Consider the following 14551-nt stretch of genomic DNA (forward strand, 5'->3'; position numbering starts at 1 on the left):
CGGGCTTTCCGGGGGGATCCGGCGGCGCGGCGACAGCGGCCGGGTGGAGACAAATCGGCGGACCGGCCCGCCGGCCGTCGCCGCCGTGTGACGCTGCGGAATGTGACCGCGCCCGCCGAGCCCACGCCGCGCCACGGCCGCCGGGACTGGCCGGTGTGGGCGGTCCCCGGCCTGGTCACCCTGGTGGTCACGCTCGGCGGGATCGGGCACGCGCAGCCGTGGCGGGACGAGCTGGCGACGTGGAGCGCCGCCACCCGACCGGTTCCCGACCTGGTCCGGCTGGCCGGCACCATCGACGCCGCGACCGGGCCGTACTACCTGCTCATGCACGGCTGGACCGCGCTGTCCGGCACCTCCCCGGCGGCGCTGCGGCTGCCGTCCGCGCTGGCCATGGCCGGGGCCGCCGCGCTCACCGCCCGGCTCGGCGCGCGCCTGGCCGGCCCCCGGGCCGGGCTGCTCGCCGGGCTGTTCCTCGCCGTGCTGCCGGCCACCTCCCGGTACGGTCAGGAGGCGCGACCCTACGCGCCGGCCGCCCTGTTCGCCGTGCTGGCCACGCTGCTGCTCGTCGGGGCGCTCGGCCGGCCGACGTGGCGGCGCTGGACCGGCTACGCGCTCGCCGTCGCCGCGCTCGGGCTGCTCCACCTGATCGCCCTCACCCTGCTGGCCGCGCACGCCCTCGTGGTGCTGCTGGTCGCCCTGCGGGGTCCCACGGCGGCGGGACTCGAACCGCCCCCCGACCCGGCGGGCCCGGGCGGCCGGCGCGGCCTGTTGTGGCGGTGGCCGGTGGCGGTGCTGCCGGCCGTCGTGCTGGTCGCGCCGCTGGTGCTCGAGGCCCGGGGCCAGCGCGGCCGCCAGCTCGACTGGGTACGCCTGGTCCGCGTCGACGACCTGGCCGCGCTGCCCGGTGGGCTGGCCCAGAGCGGGGTGGTCGGCGGCGTGCTCGTCGGCCTCGCCGCACTGGGGGCGGCCCGGCTCGGCCGGCGGGCGCTGCTGCCGGGCGCAGCCGTCCTGCTGCCGGTGCTGCTGCTCTTCGTCGCCGGCACGGCGGTGCCGCTCTGGGTGACCCGGTACCTGTTCTTCACGGTGCCGTTCGCCTGCCTGCTGGCCGGTGCGGCGCTGGCCGGCGTACGGCTGGGACCGGCGCTGGCCGTGGTCACCCTGGCCGGCCTGCTCGGACTGCCGGATCAGGCGGCGCTGCGGCGCACCCACGAGTGGCCGCGGACCGCCCCGGTGGACTACGCGGGCGTGGCGCGGATCGTCGCCGACCACGAGCAGCCGGGCGACGCAGTCGTCTACTCGCCCCGGCACAGCTGGCTCTTCCCGGACCTCGGGCTGGCGTACCACCTGGGGGCGCGCCGGCCGCGCGACGTGCTGGTGGTGCGCGACCAGCGGCAGCGCGCGGACCTCTGGGCGGCCGAGTGCGACCGCCCGGCGGAGTGCCTGGCCGGCGTGGACCGGGTCTGGCTCGTGGTCACCGGCCGGCGCGCCGACCCGCTGGCGGCGGTGCCCGGCGCCAAGGGCCACGCCCTGCGCGACGCCTTCACGGTCCGCCAGGTGTGGCCCCGCCCCGGCCTCACGGTCGCCCTCCTCACCCGGTGACCGGGGCGGCGGACGGGGATCAGCCGGCGAGGCGGTCGGCGGTGCCGCGGGCCAGCGGGACGACCAGCACGGCCTCGGTGCCGCCCTGGGCGCCGTTGCGCAGCTCGATGGTGCCGCGCAGCTCGCCGGTGACCAGGGCCCGGACGATCTGGAGGCCGAGGTTGCCGCCCTTCTCGGCGTCGAACTGCGCGGGCAGGCCCCGGCCGTTGTCGGCGACCGAGACGTGCAACTGCTTGCGGAACCGGTGCGCGGTGACCACCACGGCGGGCTCCGGCACGCCCTCGGGGCCGGGCGCGCCCTCCTCGCCGGCCGGCGGGAAGCCGTGCTCGACGGCGTTGAGCAGCAGCTCGTTGAGGACCATCACGAGCGAGGTGGCGATCTCGGCCGGTAGCACGCCGAAGGTGCCCTGGCGGCGCATGCCGACGGTCACCTCGGTGGCCGCCACCTCGGTGGCCGCGCTGGCCACCCGGTCGACGATGCCGTCGAACTCGACCGCCTCGTCGCTGGACATGGAGAGCGTCTCGTGGACCAGGGCGATGGAGGCGACCCGGCGTACCGACTCCTCCAGGGCGACCCGGGCCTCGGGCATGGCCACCCGGCGGGCCTGGAGGCGGAGCAGCGCGGCCACGGTCTGGAGGTTGTTCTTCACCCGGTGGTGGATCTCCCGGATGGTGGCGTCCTTGGTGATCAGGGCCCGGTCGCGGCGGCGTACCTCGGTGATGTCGCGGACCAGCACCAGCGCGCCGATCGGCACGCCCGCGGGCATGAGCGGCAACGCCCGGGTGAGCATGGTGGCGCCCCGGGCGTCGATCTCCCGCCGGGGCGGGGCGTCGCCGCGCAACGCGGCGAGCACGGCGTTAGCCGCGTCGGTGCCTTCGAGCGGGTCGCCGGCGAGCCGGCTGTGCAGCTTGGCCAGGTCCTCCCCCACGAGGTGGGAGGCGTAGCCCAACCGGCGGTACGCGGACTGGGCGTTGGGGCTGGCGTAGGTGACCTTGCCGTTGGCGTCCAGCCGGACCAGGCCGTCGCCGACCCGGGGCGCCGAGGTGGTCTCGCCCGGGTGCCGGGGCGGCGGGAAGGTGCCGTCGGCGATCATCTGCGCCAGGTCGTCGGCGGTGGTCAGGTAGTTGAGTTCGAGCTGGCTGGGCGTGCGCGCGGTGGAGAGGTTGGTGTCCCGCCCGACCACCGCCACGACCTCGCCGGACTCCCCGTCGGCGGTGCGCAGCCGCACCGGGATGGCCTCGTGCCGGGCGGGCACGTCGCCGTACCAGACCGGGTCGCCCTCCCGCCAGATGCGGCCCTGCCGGTGGGCGACCTCCAGGTGCGCCACCTCGGGCCCGCCGACGATCCGGCCGACCTGGTCGTCGAGGTACGCGGTCGGCGCGGTCGTCGGGCGGACCTGGGCCACGCAGAGGAACGTGCCGTCGCCGTCGACCGGCACCCAGAGCAGCAGGTCGGCGAAGGACAGGTCGGAGAGGAGCTGCCAGTCGCCGGCGATCCGGTGCAGGTGGTCGATGTCGGCCGGCCGGAGCGCGGTGTGCTCCTCGGCGAGGTCACGGAGGGTGGACACGCTGAACAGCGTGCCACGCCGGGCCTCACATCGTCGCCGTGACCTTCTTCAACCCGCGCGGGGCGTCCGGGTCCTCGCCCCGGGCCAGGGCCAGAGCCAGGGCGAGCCGCTGCAGCGGCAGGATGTCGAGCAGCGGCGCGTACCGCTCGTCGACCTCGGGCACGGCCATCCGGGCGGTCGCCTCGACGTCGGCGGAGCCGACCACCACGACGTCGGCGCGGCGCTCGCCGAGCCGGGGCAGCACCTCACGCATCGACCGCCCGCCGGGGCCGGAGCCGACCACGGCGAGCACCGGCACGTCCGGATCGGTCATGGCGAGCGGGCCGTGCAGCAGGTCGGCGCCGGAGAAGGCGAGCGCCGGCAGGTAGGAGGTCTCCATGAGCTTCAGCGCCGCCTCGCGGGCCGTCGGGTACGCGTAGCCCCGGCCGGTGGTGACGAGCTGGGCGGCGAACCGGTAGCGCGGGGCGAGCTGCGCCGGGGTGGCGTCGGACAGGGTGCGCTCGGCCAGCTCGGGCAGGCGGGCCAGGCAGGCCCGCTCCTCGGCGGGGAGCACGCCGTCGCCGGCGCGTACGCCTTCGATGAGCATGAGCAGCGCGAGCAGCTCGGCGGTGTAGGTCTTGGTGGCGGCGACGGCCCGCTCGTGCCCGGCGGCGATGTCGACGCTCAGCTCGGCGGTGTCCACCAGCCGCGACTCGGGGTTGTTGGTCACGGCCAGGGTGAGCGCGCCGGAGTCCCGGGCCACCCGCAGCACCTCGGCCAGGTCGGGCGAGCCGCCGCTCTGGCTGACCCCGACCACGAGGGCCTCGGAGAGGTCCGGCCGGGCGCCGAAGACGGTGACGGCGCTGGGCGAGGCGAGCCCGGCGGGCAGGCCGAGCCGGATCTCGGTGAGGTAGGCCGCGTAGAGCGCCGCGTGGTCGGAGGTGCCCCGGGCCGTGAAGACCACGTGGCGGGGCCGACGCTCGGCGATCACCGCCGCGACCCGGGCGATCGCCCCGGCGTGCTCGGCGGAGAGCAGGCGGTCGTAGCCGGCCGGCTGCTCGTCGATGTCGGCGGCCATCCCGGCCCCTGGACGCGTCACGGAAGACCCCCTCCTGCGCGGTTGCCGCGCGTTCGGTGCTCAGTCTTGCACGTTTCAGCCACACCGAGCAACGGAACGAACAGGAGTGCGCAGTGGATCACCATCCGGTCGCATGATCCCCTAGGCTTGCCCGGCTGGCGGACCGACCACCCGAGAGGACGACGTGCCCGAGGACGACCCCGCGCTCTCGGCGGAGGAGGAGCTCGCGCTGGCCCGGCTGGCGCTGGCCGAGGGGGACCTCCGGCACGCCGCCGGCCACGTGGCCGCCGCCCTCGTCCAGGCTCCCACGCTGCCCGAGGTGCACGAGACGCTGGCCCGGATCGCCGCGGCCAGCGGCGGCGACCTGGACCTCTTCCCGCTCGGCCACCACGCCTTCGTCGGCGCGGTGGTGGCCCGCGCCCACCTGCTCGCCGCCGCCGGCCGGCCCGCCGAGGGGCTCGACCTGCTGGCCGCGGCCACCGGTTACGCCCCCGGCGCCGAGTGGGCCGCCGTGCCCTGGGTGACCGCGCCCGACCTGCCCGAACGGCTCGACCCCGAGCGCACCGCCCGGATCCTCATGCAGGTGTGCGCGACCGCGCCCGACCCGGTCCCGCGCCGGCTGCGCGACCCGCTGCGCCCGTACCTCGCCCTGGCCCGCAACGCGGTCACCGTGCATCCGGCCCATCCGCTGCTGCTGGGCGCGGCGTCCGCGCTGGCCCGGCGCCTCGGCGAGGTCGCCCTCGCCGTCACCTGGGCCTCCCGCGGGGTACGCGCACAGCCCACCAAACTCGGCGAGGTGTGGCTCGGGTACGCGTACCGGAGCGCCGGCCGGACCCGGGACGCGCTCGCCGCGCTGGAACGGGCGGTCGCCCTCGACCCCGACGACCTGGCGGTCTATGCCGACATCGCCGGCACGCTGGCCGACAACGGCCGGCTCGACGACGCGCTGGGCTGGATCGACCGGGCCCTGGCCAAGGACCCGACCTTCGACTGTGCCGTGCACACCGCCCACCGGCTGCGCTTCCAGCGCGACGGGGACGTGGCGCACCTCGTGGCCCTCGCCGACTTCGTCCGGGACCACCCCGACGACACCCACGAGCACGGCGACCTGGCCGAGTGCTGCCGGGGCCGCCCCTGGCTCGGCCAGGTGACCCCGGCCGGCGGGCCGGTGCTGGACGCGCTGCGGCAGGCGCTCGCCGCCGACGCCCCGGTCGCCGTGCGCCTCGACGCGCTCGAACCGCCGAGCGCCATGCGGACGGCGGCGGCGGCCGCGCCGGGGCTGGCCGTCGAGGTGACCGCGGTGGCCGACCCGGATCCGCGCGAACCCCGCCGCGCCACCACCCGCCAGCTCTGGCGGTACGACGGCACGGTGGCCGCGCCCACCCTGCCGACCCCCTCGACCGAGGCGGCGGACCGGATCCGGCAGCTCGCCCACCCGGCCTGGCCGCACCCTCCGGCCGCGTACGACGCCGCGGTGGGACTGGCCACCCTGGACCTCGCCGACCTGCTCGGCCTGCTGGTGCACCCGCCGGCCGCGCCGGCCACCGCCCTGGGGCGGGTGCTCGCCGGCCAGGACCCGTCGCTCTGGGTGCGCTGCGTGCAGGTCTGGGCCTGCCTCGGCCTGCTGCACCACCGCACCGACGAGCCGTGGGCGGAGTCCACCCGGCGGCGGGTGCTGCTGGAACTGCTCTGGGGCGTGGAGGACTGGATCACCGAGGCGGCGCTGTTCGCCCTGGTCACCGCCGCCTGGGTGGACCCCGCCGTACGCGCCGACGTGGCCCGGGTGGTGGCCGAGCGGCTCGCCGACGTGGCGGCCGTGGCCCGCGAGCGCCGGGTGCCGATCGCGGTGTCGCTGGCCCACCTGGCGCTGGCCACCCCGGACCTCGACCCGGCCACCCGCGCCCTGGCCGACACCCTGGTCACCGGCCCGGCCCCGGCCACCCGGCGCCGGCCCCTCCGCCGCCTCTGGCACCGCCTCACCACGCTCCTCCGCCACCGCTGACCGCCCGGAGACACGGCGCGGCCACGCCGTACCCGGGAAGGTTCGGCGTGGCCGCGACGCGATGGGTCAGGCGACGGGTGACCTGCCGAGGGCGGCCTCGGCCTGGTCCTCCGGGGTGGCGTCCGCCGGCGGGGCGTCGTTCGCCGCGCGCAGCGGGACCTCCTTGATGAACCAGGCGAGCACCGGGACCGCCACGGTGAAGAAAACCGCCCAGAAGAAGACGTGCGAGATGGCGTCGGAGAGCCCGCCGAGTACGACCTCCCGCACCGGACCGGACAGCTCCTTGAGCTTGTCCAGGTTCATGGCGCCGCCCTCGCCGCCGCCCCCGCCCGCGAAGGCCGGACCGGCGGCGGAGTCGGCGAGCCGGTTCGCGAAGATCGCGCCGAAGAGCGAGACACCGAACGAACCGCCGATCGACCGGAAGAAGGTGGCCGCGCCGCTCGCCGCGCCCAGGTCCTTCTGCTCCACGCTGTTCTGCGCGATCAGCATCGAGGTCTGCATGAGGAAGCCCATGCCGACGCCGAGCACCACCATGTAGAGCGAGGAGACCGTCTTGCTGGTGCCGAGGTCGAGCTGGGTCAGCAGGCCCATGCCGGCGGTCATCACGACGCCGCCGGCGATCGGGAAGGCCCGGTAGCGCCCGGTCTTGGTGATGGCCCGGCCGACCACCAGCGAGACCACCAGCATGCCGAACATCAGCGGGAGCAGCAGCAGGCCGCTGTTGGTGGCCGAGGCGCCCTGCACGGTCTGCTGGTAGAGCGGAAGGAAGTTCATGGCGCCGAACATGGCGAAACCGAGCAGGAAGCCGATCACCGAGATGAGGGCGAAGTTGCGGTTGCTGAACAGGCTCAGCGGCAGGATCGGCTCCGGGGCGCGCCGCTCGACCAGGCCGAAGGCCACCAGGGCGACCAGCGCCAGCGCGGCGAGGCCGAGGATCTGGGGGGAGGCCCAGTCGTACTCGTTGCCGCCCCACGTGGTGACCAGCACGATCGCGGTGATGCCGATGGAGAGCAGCGCGGCGCCCAGCCAGTCGATCTTGTGCTCGGTGCGGTACTTCGGCAGGTGCATGGTCGTGGCGAGGACCAGCAGGGCCACGCCGCCGAGCGGCAGGTTGACGTAGAACGCCCAGCGCCAGGAGAGGTTGTCGGTGATGAAGCCGCCGACCAGCGGGCCGGCCACCATGGCGATGGCCATGATGCCGGCGATCATGCCCTGGTAGCGGCCCCGCTCGCGGGGCGGCACCAGGTCACCGATGATCGCCATGACGCCGACCATGAGGCCACCGGCGCCGAGGCCCTGGACCGCCCGGAACGCGATCAGCTCGATCATCCCGGTGTCGGCCCCGCCGAAGAAGCCGGAGCCGGACATGCCGCAGAGCGCGGAGCCGACCAGGAAGACGACCACCGAGGTCAGGAAGACCGTCTTGCGGCCGTAGAGGTCACCGAGCTTGCCCCAGATCGGGGTGGAGACCGTGGTGCCCAGCACGTACGCGGTGACCACCCAGGTGAAGTGGTCGGCCCCGCCGAACTCGAAGACGATCCGCGGCAGCGCGGTGCTGACGATCATGTTGTCGAGCATCGCGAGCATCATCGCGATCATCAGGCCGAAGAGGACGACGCGGACGTTCGGCCTCGCCGTCACCTGGGCTGGTTGACTCATGGGTAAGCTCCCCCGAAGATCTGTGACCAACTTACTTGCCGTCCGGCTAGTTACCTTACTAGCCGGACGGTAAGTTGGGCACCAGGAACCGTCAAGCGAATTGGGGAACACGGGTGAGGGAGAGCACAGGCGGCACGCGGGAGCGCATTCAGGCCGTCGCGCTCGAGCTCTTCACCGAGCAGGGGTACGAGAAGACCTCGCTCCGGGAGATCGCCGAGCGGCTCGGCGTGACCAAGGCCGCCCTCTACTACCACTTCAAGAGCAAGGACGAGATCGTCACCAGCTTCGTCGACGACCGGCTGCGCCGGATGGACGAGCTGATCGAGTGGGCCGGCACGCAGCCGGCCACGCTGGCGACCCGGCGCGCGCTGATCAGCCGCTACGCGGACGCGATGTTCGCCGGCGAGCTGCCCACGGTCATGCGGTTCTTCGAGCAGAACCAGACGGTGCTCAAGAGCCTCGCCGCCGGGCAGCAGATGCGCGACCGGATGATGCGGCTCGCGCACGAGCTGAGCCGCGGCGACGACTCCCCCGCCGCCCAGCTGCGCGCCGTGCTGACCCTGTTCGCCGTGCACAGCAGCTGGTTCGCGGTCCGCACCCCGGGCATCACCGACGAGGAACGCAAGAAGATCGCCCTCGAGGTGGCCGACGAACTGCTCGCCCGCATCGCCGACGCCTCCTGACCGCACCGGCACGGCGGCCGGACCGCGGTCAGGCGGGGCGGGTCAGGTCCAGGCGCAGGCCGAGCAGCTCCACGCCCGGCAGCGGGGTCCAGTCCTTCTCCGGCGCCCGCACGAAGCCCAGCCGCCCGTAGAGCCGCTGCGCCACCGCGGCCATCCCGCTGCGTACGCAGATCACGACGGCCGAGCAGCCCAGCTCGGTGGCCCGCGCCACGCACGCCCCCACCAGGGCCGCGCCCGCGCCCCGGCCCTGCGCGGCCGGGTCGACCGCGAGCATTCGGAACTCGGCCTCGCCCGGCCCGGCGAGCTCGGCGTACGGGGTGCCGGGCAGCACGAACGTCACAGCGCCCGCCACCTCGCCGGTGACCTCGTCGACGGCGACCAGCACCTCACCGCACTCCGCCCGGGCGGCCACGTCGGCGAGCACCGGCGCGTAGCCGGTCTCGCCCTTGAGCTGCCCGTCGGCCTCGTACGCGGCGACCGTCAGGCGCGCCACCGCCGGGAAGTCGGCCGGCTCCGCCCGGCGGACGCGCAGCCCGGTCAACCGATCACCGCGATGAGGTCGCCGTCCTGCACGACGTCGCCCTCGTTGACCGCGATCTGCTGCACCACGCCGTCGGACTCGGCGATCACCGGGATCTCCATCTTCATCGACTCCAGGATCACCAGGGTGTCCCCCTCGGACACGGTGTCCCCGGCCGACGCGACGACCTTCCAGACGTTCGCCACCATCTCGGCGCGGATCTCCTCGGCCATCTCCGGGCCCTCCCTCTCGACCGGTGTTCCTGCGAACGGTATCCAATCACGAGCCCGCTCACGCCCCGGCACAGCGCCCCGGCACGCCGGTTCCGCCCCCACCGGTCCCCCGGCACCGCCGTCGGCACTAGCATCAGCGCGGTCGGCTCCCGTCGCCCGGGAACCGCACGCGACCTCTGCCGCGCTCGCCGCGGCCGGACCGTGACCAGCACAAGGAGGCACAGCATGGCGAAGAAGGCCCGCAAGAAGAAGGCCCGCAAGAAGAGCAGCGCCAACCACGGCAAGCGCCCCAACTCCTGATCCCCGGATCGGAGCGGCGCCGGCCTCCGAGGGCCGGACGCACCGGTGGCCCGGGTCCACACGGACCCGGGCCACCGGTGTCTTCAGCTCGTGCCCGCTGCCGTCAGTCGGCCAGCTCGCGGGACTCGGTGGTCTCGAAGACCACCAGCTCGGTCAGGCGGACCCGCAGCCGCTCGCGCAGCTGCTCCGGCGCGGTCTCGTTGCCGCAGCAGCGGGCGACCAGCGCCTTCACCTCCTGCTCCAGGCCGTACTCGCGCAGGCAGGGCCCGCACTCCTCCAGGTGCTCCCGGATGAGGACGCGGCGCTCCTCGCCACACTCCAGGTCCAGGTAGAGGTAGACCTCGGCGAGCACCTCGCGGCAGTCCGTCTCGTGCGGCTCTCCACAGCTCACGGTCACACCTCCCGGCCGGCGGCGGCGGTCGAACCCTTGGACGGCGCGGCGCTGAAACCCCGCTCCGCCGCGTACTGCTCGAGCAGCTTCCGCAGATTACGACGGCCGCGGTGCAGCCGGGACATCACGGTGCCGATCGGCGTGCCCATGATGTCGGCGACCTCCTTGTAGGAGAAGCCCTCGACGTCGGTCAGGTAGACCGCCAGGCGGAACTCCTCCGGCAACTGCTGGAGGGCCTCCTTGACGTCGCTGTCCGGCAGCCGGTCCAGCGCCTCGGTCTCCGCCGAGCGCAGCCCGCTGGACGTGTGCGACTCCGCCTCGGCGAGCTGCCAGTCGGTGATCTCGTCCGTCGGCGCCTGCACGGGCTGGCGCTGCCGCTTCCGGTAGGAGTTGATGTAGGTGTTGGTCAGGATCCGGTACAGCCAGGCCTTCAGGTTGGTGCCCTGCTCGAACTGGTGGAAGGCCGCGTACGCCTTCAGGTACGTCTCCTGGACCAGATCCTCGGCGTCGGCCGGGTTGCGGGTCATCCGCAGCCCGGCAGCGTAGAGCTGGTCGACGAAGGGCATCGCGTCCCGCTCGAAGCGGGCCCTGCGCTCGTCCGTCTTCTCGGTCGTCAACCGCACGTCCCCTCGCGTCGGATGCTTACTCGCCGAGGATACGCGTACCCACCTGTCGGCAGATTCACTTCCGGACTGTGTGCTGGTGCTCACGGCCGACGCCGTCGCGGGCCAGTCCGGCGCGTCGAGCAGCCCCTTGAGCCGCCGCGCGTCCCGTTCGTCCCGCTCCCGGCTCCGTGTCTCGGTCGGCACCGGTCACCCCCCTCGGCTGGAAAAGTCATCCGGGGGTAGTAACGCCCGCCGCCGGGCCGGACATTCCGTCGCCGCCCACCCGTTCCTGGTCCCGGCCTCGGCCGCGACCGACGCTGGGACCAGGAAGGGCCTGGGAGGGTGGCCCCGGACGCCCGAACCGGTGCGCCCGACACCACCCGTAGCAACGACCCGCCGCCACGGACGGTCACGCCGGCCCCGCGCGGCCACCGCGTGTCGCCCGGAGCCGGGTCAGGCCGGGAGCCAGCCGCGGGCGCGGAGCCAGTCGCGGACGACCGCCGCCGTGGCCGCCGGGTCGCCGCGGAGGTCGTGCCGCTCGCCGGGGCGGGTCACCACCTCGACGCCGGGGCCGGGCCCGGGCACCCCGAACGGGTCCCGGTCGCCGTTGACGACCAGCGTGGGCAGGCCGGTGCGCAGTTCGTCGGCCCGCGAGCGCTCCGGCCGCCCCGGCGGGTGCAGCGGGAACGCCAGCGCGACGATGCCGGCCGCGCCGACCACCCGGGCCGTGCGGCAGGCGACCCGGGCTCCGCTGGACCGGCCGCCGACCACCCAGCGGGCCGCCTCCGGATGGCGGGTGCGGAGTTCGGCCAGCACCGCCGTCCACGCCTCGTCGAGGTGTCCCGCCGGGGCGGGGGCGCGCCGGCCGGCGACCCGGTAGGGCTGGGTCACCCGGATCACGCCCGCGCCGGCGCCGACCAGCGCGTCCCGGACCGCCACGAGGTCCGGGGCGTCCACGTCGCCGCCGGCCCCGTGACCGAGCACCAGCAGGGTGGCGCCGCCGGCGGCCGGCAGGTCGGTGTGGACCCGGGCCGGCCCGCGGGGTGTCCCGATCTCGTCGTCGCGCCGCACCGGCCCATTCTGCGCGCGACGCCGGCCGCGGCGGCCGTCAGGTGGCCGAACGCGATCGCCCGCGTTCCCCTCGGGGAGACGCGGGCGACGGCGGAACGGCTGTCAGCGCGCCGGCACCAGCGTGAGCAGGCGGTCACGAACGGGCGGGCCGGCCTCGTCGAGCGCGTCCGGATCCGGCTGCACCTCGCCGCGCCAGGCGACCAGCATGGCCCGCCGCTCGCGCGGTGTGGTGCCGCCCCAGACGCCGTGGCAGTCGCCCACCTCCAGGGCCCAGGCGAGGCAGGACCCCTGGACGTCGCAACTGCGGCAGAGCGCCACGGCCGCGTCGGCCGGTTCGTTGGGCGCCGGAAAGAACGTCTCCGGATCCACGCTCTGGCAGGTCCCTCTGGTCCGCCACGCCTCGTCGTGTCGCCGCTCGCGCAGAGCCCGCAGCAGTCGCGGATCTCGCCGCGCGGCGGCCACCTCGTGCGGGCGGGGCATGCGTGCCCGTGTCAATACACCCACCTCCCCCGTGGGACCGGCAATGATCATGAAGGATCGATGGGTGTCATCCGCCCCGTGCGAACAGACGCCCAACACCGGCGCTGTGTTCTATCGCACTTGCGGAGGCGGGGACAAGGGCCTCCGGTAAACATGGCTAAACGGCCGGGCGACGTTTCAGGCGCAACCCCGGCAAATCAGCACACGACAATGTGCTGAGTGTGATCAGAACAGGGTCATTTCCGTGTCGGCCTCCGCACGTGCCAGCGGGACCCGGGCGGTCAGCTCCGGGCCGTCGTTGCGGACGTCGCCGACCGCCGGCGAGACCGGGCGGATCTCCAGCCCCGCGAGCCAGGCCGGGGCGGGCGGCGCGAGCAGCGCCTCGGGCTCGGTGGTGGGGCCGAGCCAGGACGCCCAGCGCTCCCGGGGCAGCAGCAGCGGCATGCGGTCGTGCACCTCGGCCAGCTCGCCGACCGCCGCGGTGGTCAGCACGCTGAAGGTGAGCCGGGCCGCGCCGGCCGGCTCCCAGAGCGACCAGATGCCGGCGAAGGCCAGCACCGAGCCGTCGCGCGGGGTCATGAAGTAGGGCTGCCGCCGGCCGTCGGCCTGCCGGACCCACTCGTACCAGCCGTCGGCCGGGACCAGGCAGCGCCGGCGGGCGAACGACGACGCGTACGCCCGGCTGGTGGCGACGGTCTCCACCCGCGCGTTGATCATGCGGGCGGCGCCCCCGGCGGTGCGGGACCAGTGCGGGACCAGCCCCCAGCGGCCGACGGAGAGCAGCCGGTGCCCCTCCGGAGCCAGCCGGACCAGCGGCACGGGATCGGTCGGGGCGACGTTGAAGTCCGGGCCGACCCCGCCGGTCTCGTCGGACGACTCGAACAGCGCGCTCAGGTCGCCCGCGCTCCGGGTCGTCGCGTACCTCCCGCACATGGCGCCAACGCTAACCCGCCGCCCGCGTTCCGGCTGTCCCGCCAACCGGGAGCAGGCACGACGGGCGGTTCCACCGGCCAGCGGGGTTGGCAGAATGTAAGCGTGGGGAATCTGACCGCGACGCGTCCGCCGCAGCCGTGGACCGCGCCGACCGCGAGCGACCCGGTCGCCGCGACGCTGCGCCTGCCCGGCTCCAAGTCGATGACCGCCCGGGCCCTGGTGCTCGGCGCGCTGGCCAGCGGCCCGTCGACGCTCGACCGGCCGCTGCGCGCCCGCGACACCGAGTTGATGGCCGGCGGCCTGCGCGAGCTGGGCGCGCACATGTCGGTCTCCGACGACGACCGCTGGCTCGTCCGGCCGCACCCGCTGGTCGGCCCGGCGCACGTCGACGTCGGCCTGGCCGGCACGGTGATGCGGTTCCTGCCGCCGGTGGCCGGCCTGGCCGAGGGCCGGGTCACCTTCGACGGCGACCCGCACGCCCGGACCCGCCCGCTCGGCCCGCTGATCGGCGCGCTGCGCTCCCTCGGTGTCCGCGTCGACGCCCCGCCCACCGGCAGCCTGCCGCTGGCCGTCCTCGGCGCCGGCCGGGTCGCCGGCGGCGAGGTGGTCATCGACGCCTCCGCCTCGAGCCAGCTCGTCTCCGGGCTGCTGCTGGCCGCGCCCCGCTTCGACCGGGGCGTGGTGGTCCGGCACGAGGGGCCGCCGGTGCCGTCCGCACCGCACCTGCGGATGACCGTGCAGATGCTGCGTGCCGCCGGCGCCGCGGTCGACGACACCACGCCCGACGTCTGGGCGGTCGAGCCCGGGCCGCTGACCGGGCGCGGCTGGGAGATCGAGCCGGACCTCTCCGGAGCGGCGCCGTTCTTCGCCGCCGCCCTGGTCACCGGCGGTGAGGTGACCCTCCAGGGCTGGCCGCGCAGCAGCCTCCAGCCGGTCGAGCAGCTGCGCGGGCTGCTGCACCGGATGGGCGGCGAGGTGACGCTGGGCACCGCCGGGCTGACCGTCCGGGGCACCGGCACGGTCCGCGGGCTGGACGCCGACCTGTCCGACGTCGGCGAGCTGACCCCGGTGCTGACCGCGCTGGCCATGCTCGCCGACTCCCCGTCCCGGCTCACCGGCGTGGGGCACATCCGGGGGCACGAGACCGACCGGGTCGCCGCCCTGGCCAAGGAGTTCACGGCGCTGGGCGCCGACCTCACCGAGACCACCGACGGGCTGGAGATCCGGCCCCGACCGCTGCGCGGCGGGACCTTCCGCACCTACGACGACCACCGGATGGCGCACGCCGCGGCGGTGGCCGGGCTGGCCGTCCCCGGCATCGAGGTCGACGACGTCTCGTGCACCTCGAAGACCATGCCGGAGTTCCCGGCACTATGGTCGGGGATGGTGACCGGCAAGAGCTGACGACGGGGGGACGTCCTGGCGACGAAGCGGCGGGAGTACGACGAGGA

Annotated in this window: 15 protein-coding genes; 5 read left to right on the forward strand and 10 right to left on the reverse strand. The window is 75.1% G+C overall.

Features of this window, described 5'->3' with window-relative positions; translation table 11 throughout:
* The first annotated feature begins 93 nt into the window (after window positions 1-93).
* Entirely contained in the window at window positions 94-1599 is a 1506-nt protein-coding gene (locus GA0070214_RS12575; RefSeq protein ID WP_377463222.1) for a glycosyltransferase family 39 protein, read from the forward strand.
* A gap of 19 nt (window positions 1600-1618) precedes the next feature.
* Here the strand turns inward: GA0070214_RS12575 and GA0070214_RS12580 are convergent, their stop codons facing one another.
* Both GA0070214_RS12580 and GA0070214_RS12585 read right to left on the reverse strand, forming a co-directional pair.
* Window positions 1619-3166, reverse strand: coding sequence for a PAS domain-containing sensor histidine kinase (locus tag GA0070214_RS12580; RefSeq protein WP_091262346.1), 1548 nt, complete (start codon window positions 3164-3166; stop codon window positions 1619-1621).
* Window positions 3167-3191: 25 nt separating this feature from the next.
* Window positions 3192-4223 (reverse strand): SIS domain-containing protein, encoded by a 1032-nt coding sequence (locus GA0070214_RS12585; protein ID WP_091262348.1) that lies wholly within the window; start codon window positions 4221-4223, stop codon window positions 3192-3194.
* 184 nt (window positions 4224-4407) lie between these two features.
* On the opposite strand from GA0070214_RS12585, the gene GA0070214_RS12590 reads away from it, so the two are divergent.
* The gene (locus GA0070214_RS12590) at window positions 4408-6225 is read left to right on the forward strand and encodes a tetratricopeptide repeat protein (protein ID WP_091262350.1); all 1818 of its coding nucleotides are present in this window, start codon (window positions 4408-4410) and stop codon (window positions 6223-6225) included.
* 66 nt (window positions 6226-6291) lie between these two features.
* On the opposite strand, the gene GA0070214_RS12595 is transcribed toward GA0070214_RS12590, so the two are convergent.
* A complete protein-coding gene (locus GA0070214_RS12595) occupies window positions 6292-7884 on the reverse strand; it encodes an MDR family MFS transporter (protein WP_091262351.1) in 1593 nt (530 codons plus the stop codon).
* 113 nt (window positions 7885-7997) lie between these two features.
* Here GA0070214_RS12595 and GA0070214_RS12600 point away from each other — a divergent pair, with 113 nt between their 5' ends.
* Window positions 7998-8567, forward strand: a complete 570-nt coding sequence (locus GA0070214_RS12600) for a TetR/AcrR family transcriptional regulator (RefSeq protein ID WP_091262353.1) — start codon at window positions 7998-8000, stop codon at window positions 8565-8567.
* 28 nt (window positions 8568-8595) lie between these two features.
* On the opposite strand, the gene GA0070214_RS12605 is transcribed toward GA0070214_RS12600, so the two are convergent.
* Both GA0070214_RS12605 and GA0070214_RS12610 read right to left on the reverse strand, forming a co-directional pair.
* Window positions 8596-9108, reverse strand: a complete 513-nt coding sequence (locus tag GA0070214_RS12605; RefSeq protein WP_091262355.1) for a GNAT family N-acetyltransferase — start codon at window positions 9106-9108, stop codon at window positions 8596-8598.
* Entirely contained in the window at window positions 9105-9320 is a 216-nt protein-coding gene (locus tag GA0070214_RS12610) for a biotin/lipoyl-binding carrier protein (protein WP_089012714.1), read from the reverse strand. The genes GA0070214_RS12605 and GA0070214_RS12610 overlap by 4 nt, the downstream gene beginning before the upstream one ends.
* A gap of 225 nt (window positions 9321-9545) precedes the next feature.
* Here GA0070214_RS12610 and GA0070214_RS33020 point away from each other — a divergent pair, with 225 nt between their 5' ends.
* Window positions 9546-9620: a 50S ribosomal protein bL37 gene (locus GA0070214_RS33020; RefSeq protein ID WP_369752275.1), complete on the forward strand. Its 75-nt coding sequence runs from the start codon at window positions 9546-9548 to the stop codon at window positions 9618-9620.
* Between the two features lie 103 nt (window positions 9621-9723).
* Here the strand turns inward: GA0070214_RS33020 and rsrA are convergent, their stop codons facing one another.
* The 5 genes from rsrA to GA0070214_RS12635 form a co-directional block, all read right to left on the reverse strand.
* Window positions 9724-10011, reverse strand: coding sequence for a mycothiol system anti-sigma-R factor (gene rsrA / locus GA0070214_RS12615; protein ID WP_091262357.1), 288 nt, complete (start codon window positions 10009-10011; stop codon window positions 9724-9726).
* Window positions 10012-10013: 2 nt separating this feature from the next.
* Complete coding sequence (locus tag GA0070214_RS12620) at window positions 10014-10820, reverse strand: sigma-70 family RNA polymerase sigma factor (RefSeq protein ID WP_091262359.1); 807 nt, start codon at window positions 10818-10820, stop codon at window positions 10014-10016.
* A 249-nt stretch (window positions 10821-11069) separates the two neighbouring features.
* On the reverse strand, window positions 11070-11687 hold the full coding sequence (locus GA0070214_RS12625; RefSeq protein ID WP_091262361.1) for an alpha/beta hydrolase family protein: 618 nt from the start codon (window positions 11685-11687) through the stop codon (window positions 11070-11072).
* A gap of 102 nt (window positions 11688-11789) precedes the next feature.
* Window positions 11790-12182, reverse strand: a complete 393-nt coding sequence (locus tag GA0070214_RS12630; RefSeq protein ID WP_091262363.1) for a WhiB family transcriptional regulator — start codon at window positions 12180-12182, stop codon at window positions 11790-11792.
* Window positions 12183-12392: 210 nt separating this feature from the next.
* On the reverse strand, window positions 12393-13100 hold the full coding sequence (locus tag GA0070214_RS12635) for an SOS response-associated peptidase (protein WP_091262366.1): 708 nt from the start codon (window positions 13098-13100) through the stop codon (window positions 12393-12395).
* Between the two features lie 102 nt (window positions 13101-13202).
* Between GA0070214_RS12635 and aroA the strand changes: the two genes are divergently transcribed.
* Window positions 13203-14504 (forward strand): 3-phosphoshikimate 1-carboxyvinyltransferase, encoded by a 1302-nt coding sequence (aroA, locus tag GA0070214_RS12640; RefSeq protein WP_091262368.1) that lies wholly within the window; start codon window positions 13203-13205, stop codon window positions 14502-14504.
* The last annotated feature ends 47 nt before the right edge of the window (window positions 14505-14551 follow it).

This window comes from Micromonospora chaiyaphumensis (genome assembly GCF_900091435.1).
GTDB lineage: Bacteria > Actinomycetota > Actinomycetes > Mycobacteriales > Micromonosporaceae > Micromonospora > Micromonospora chaiyaphumensis.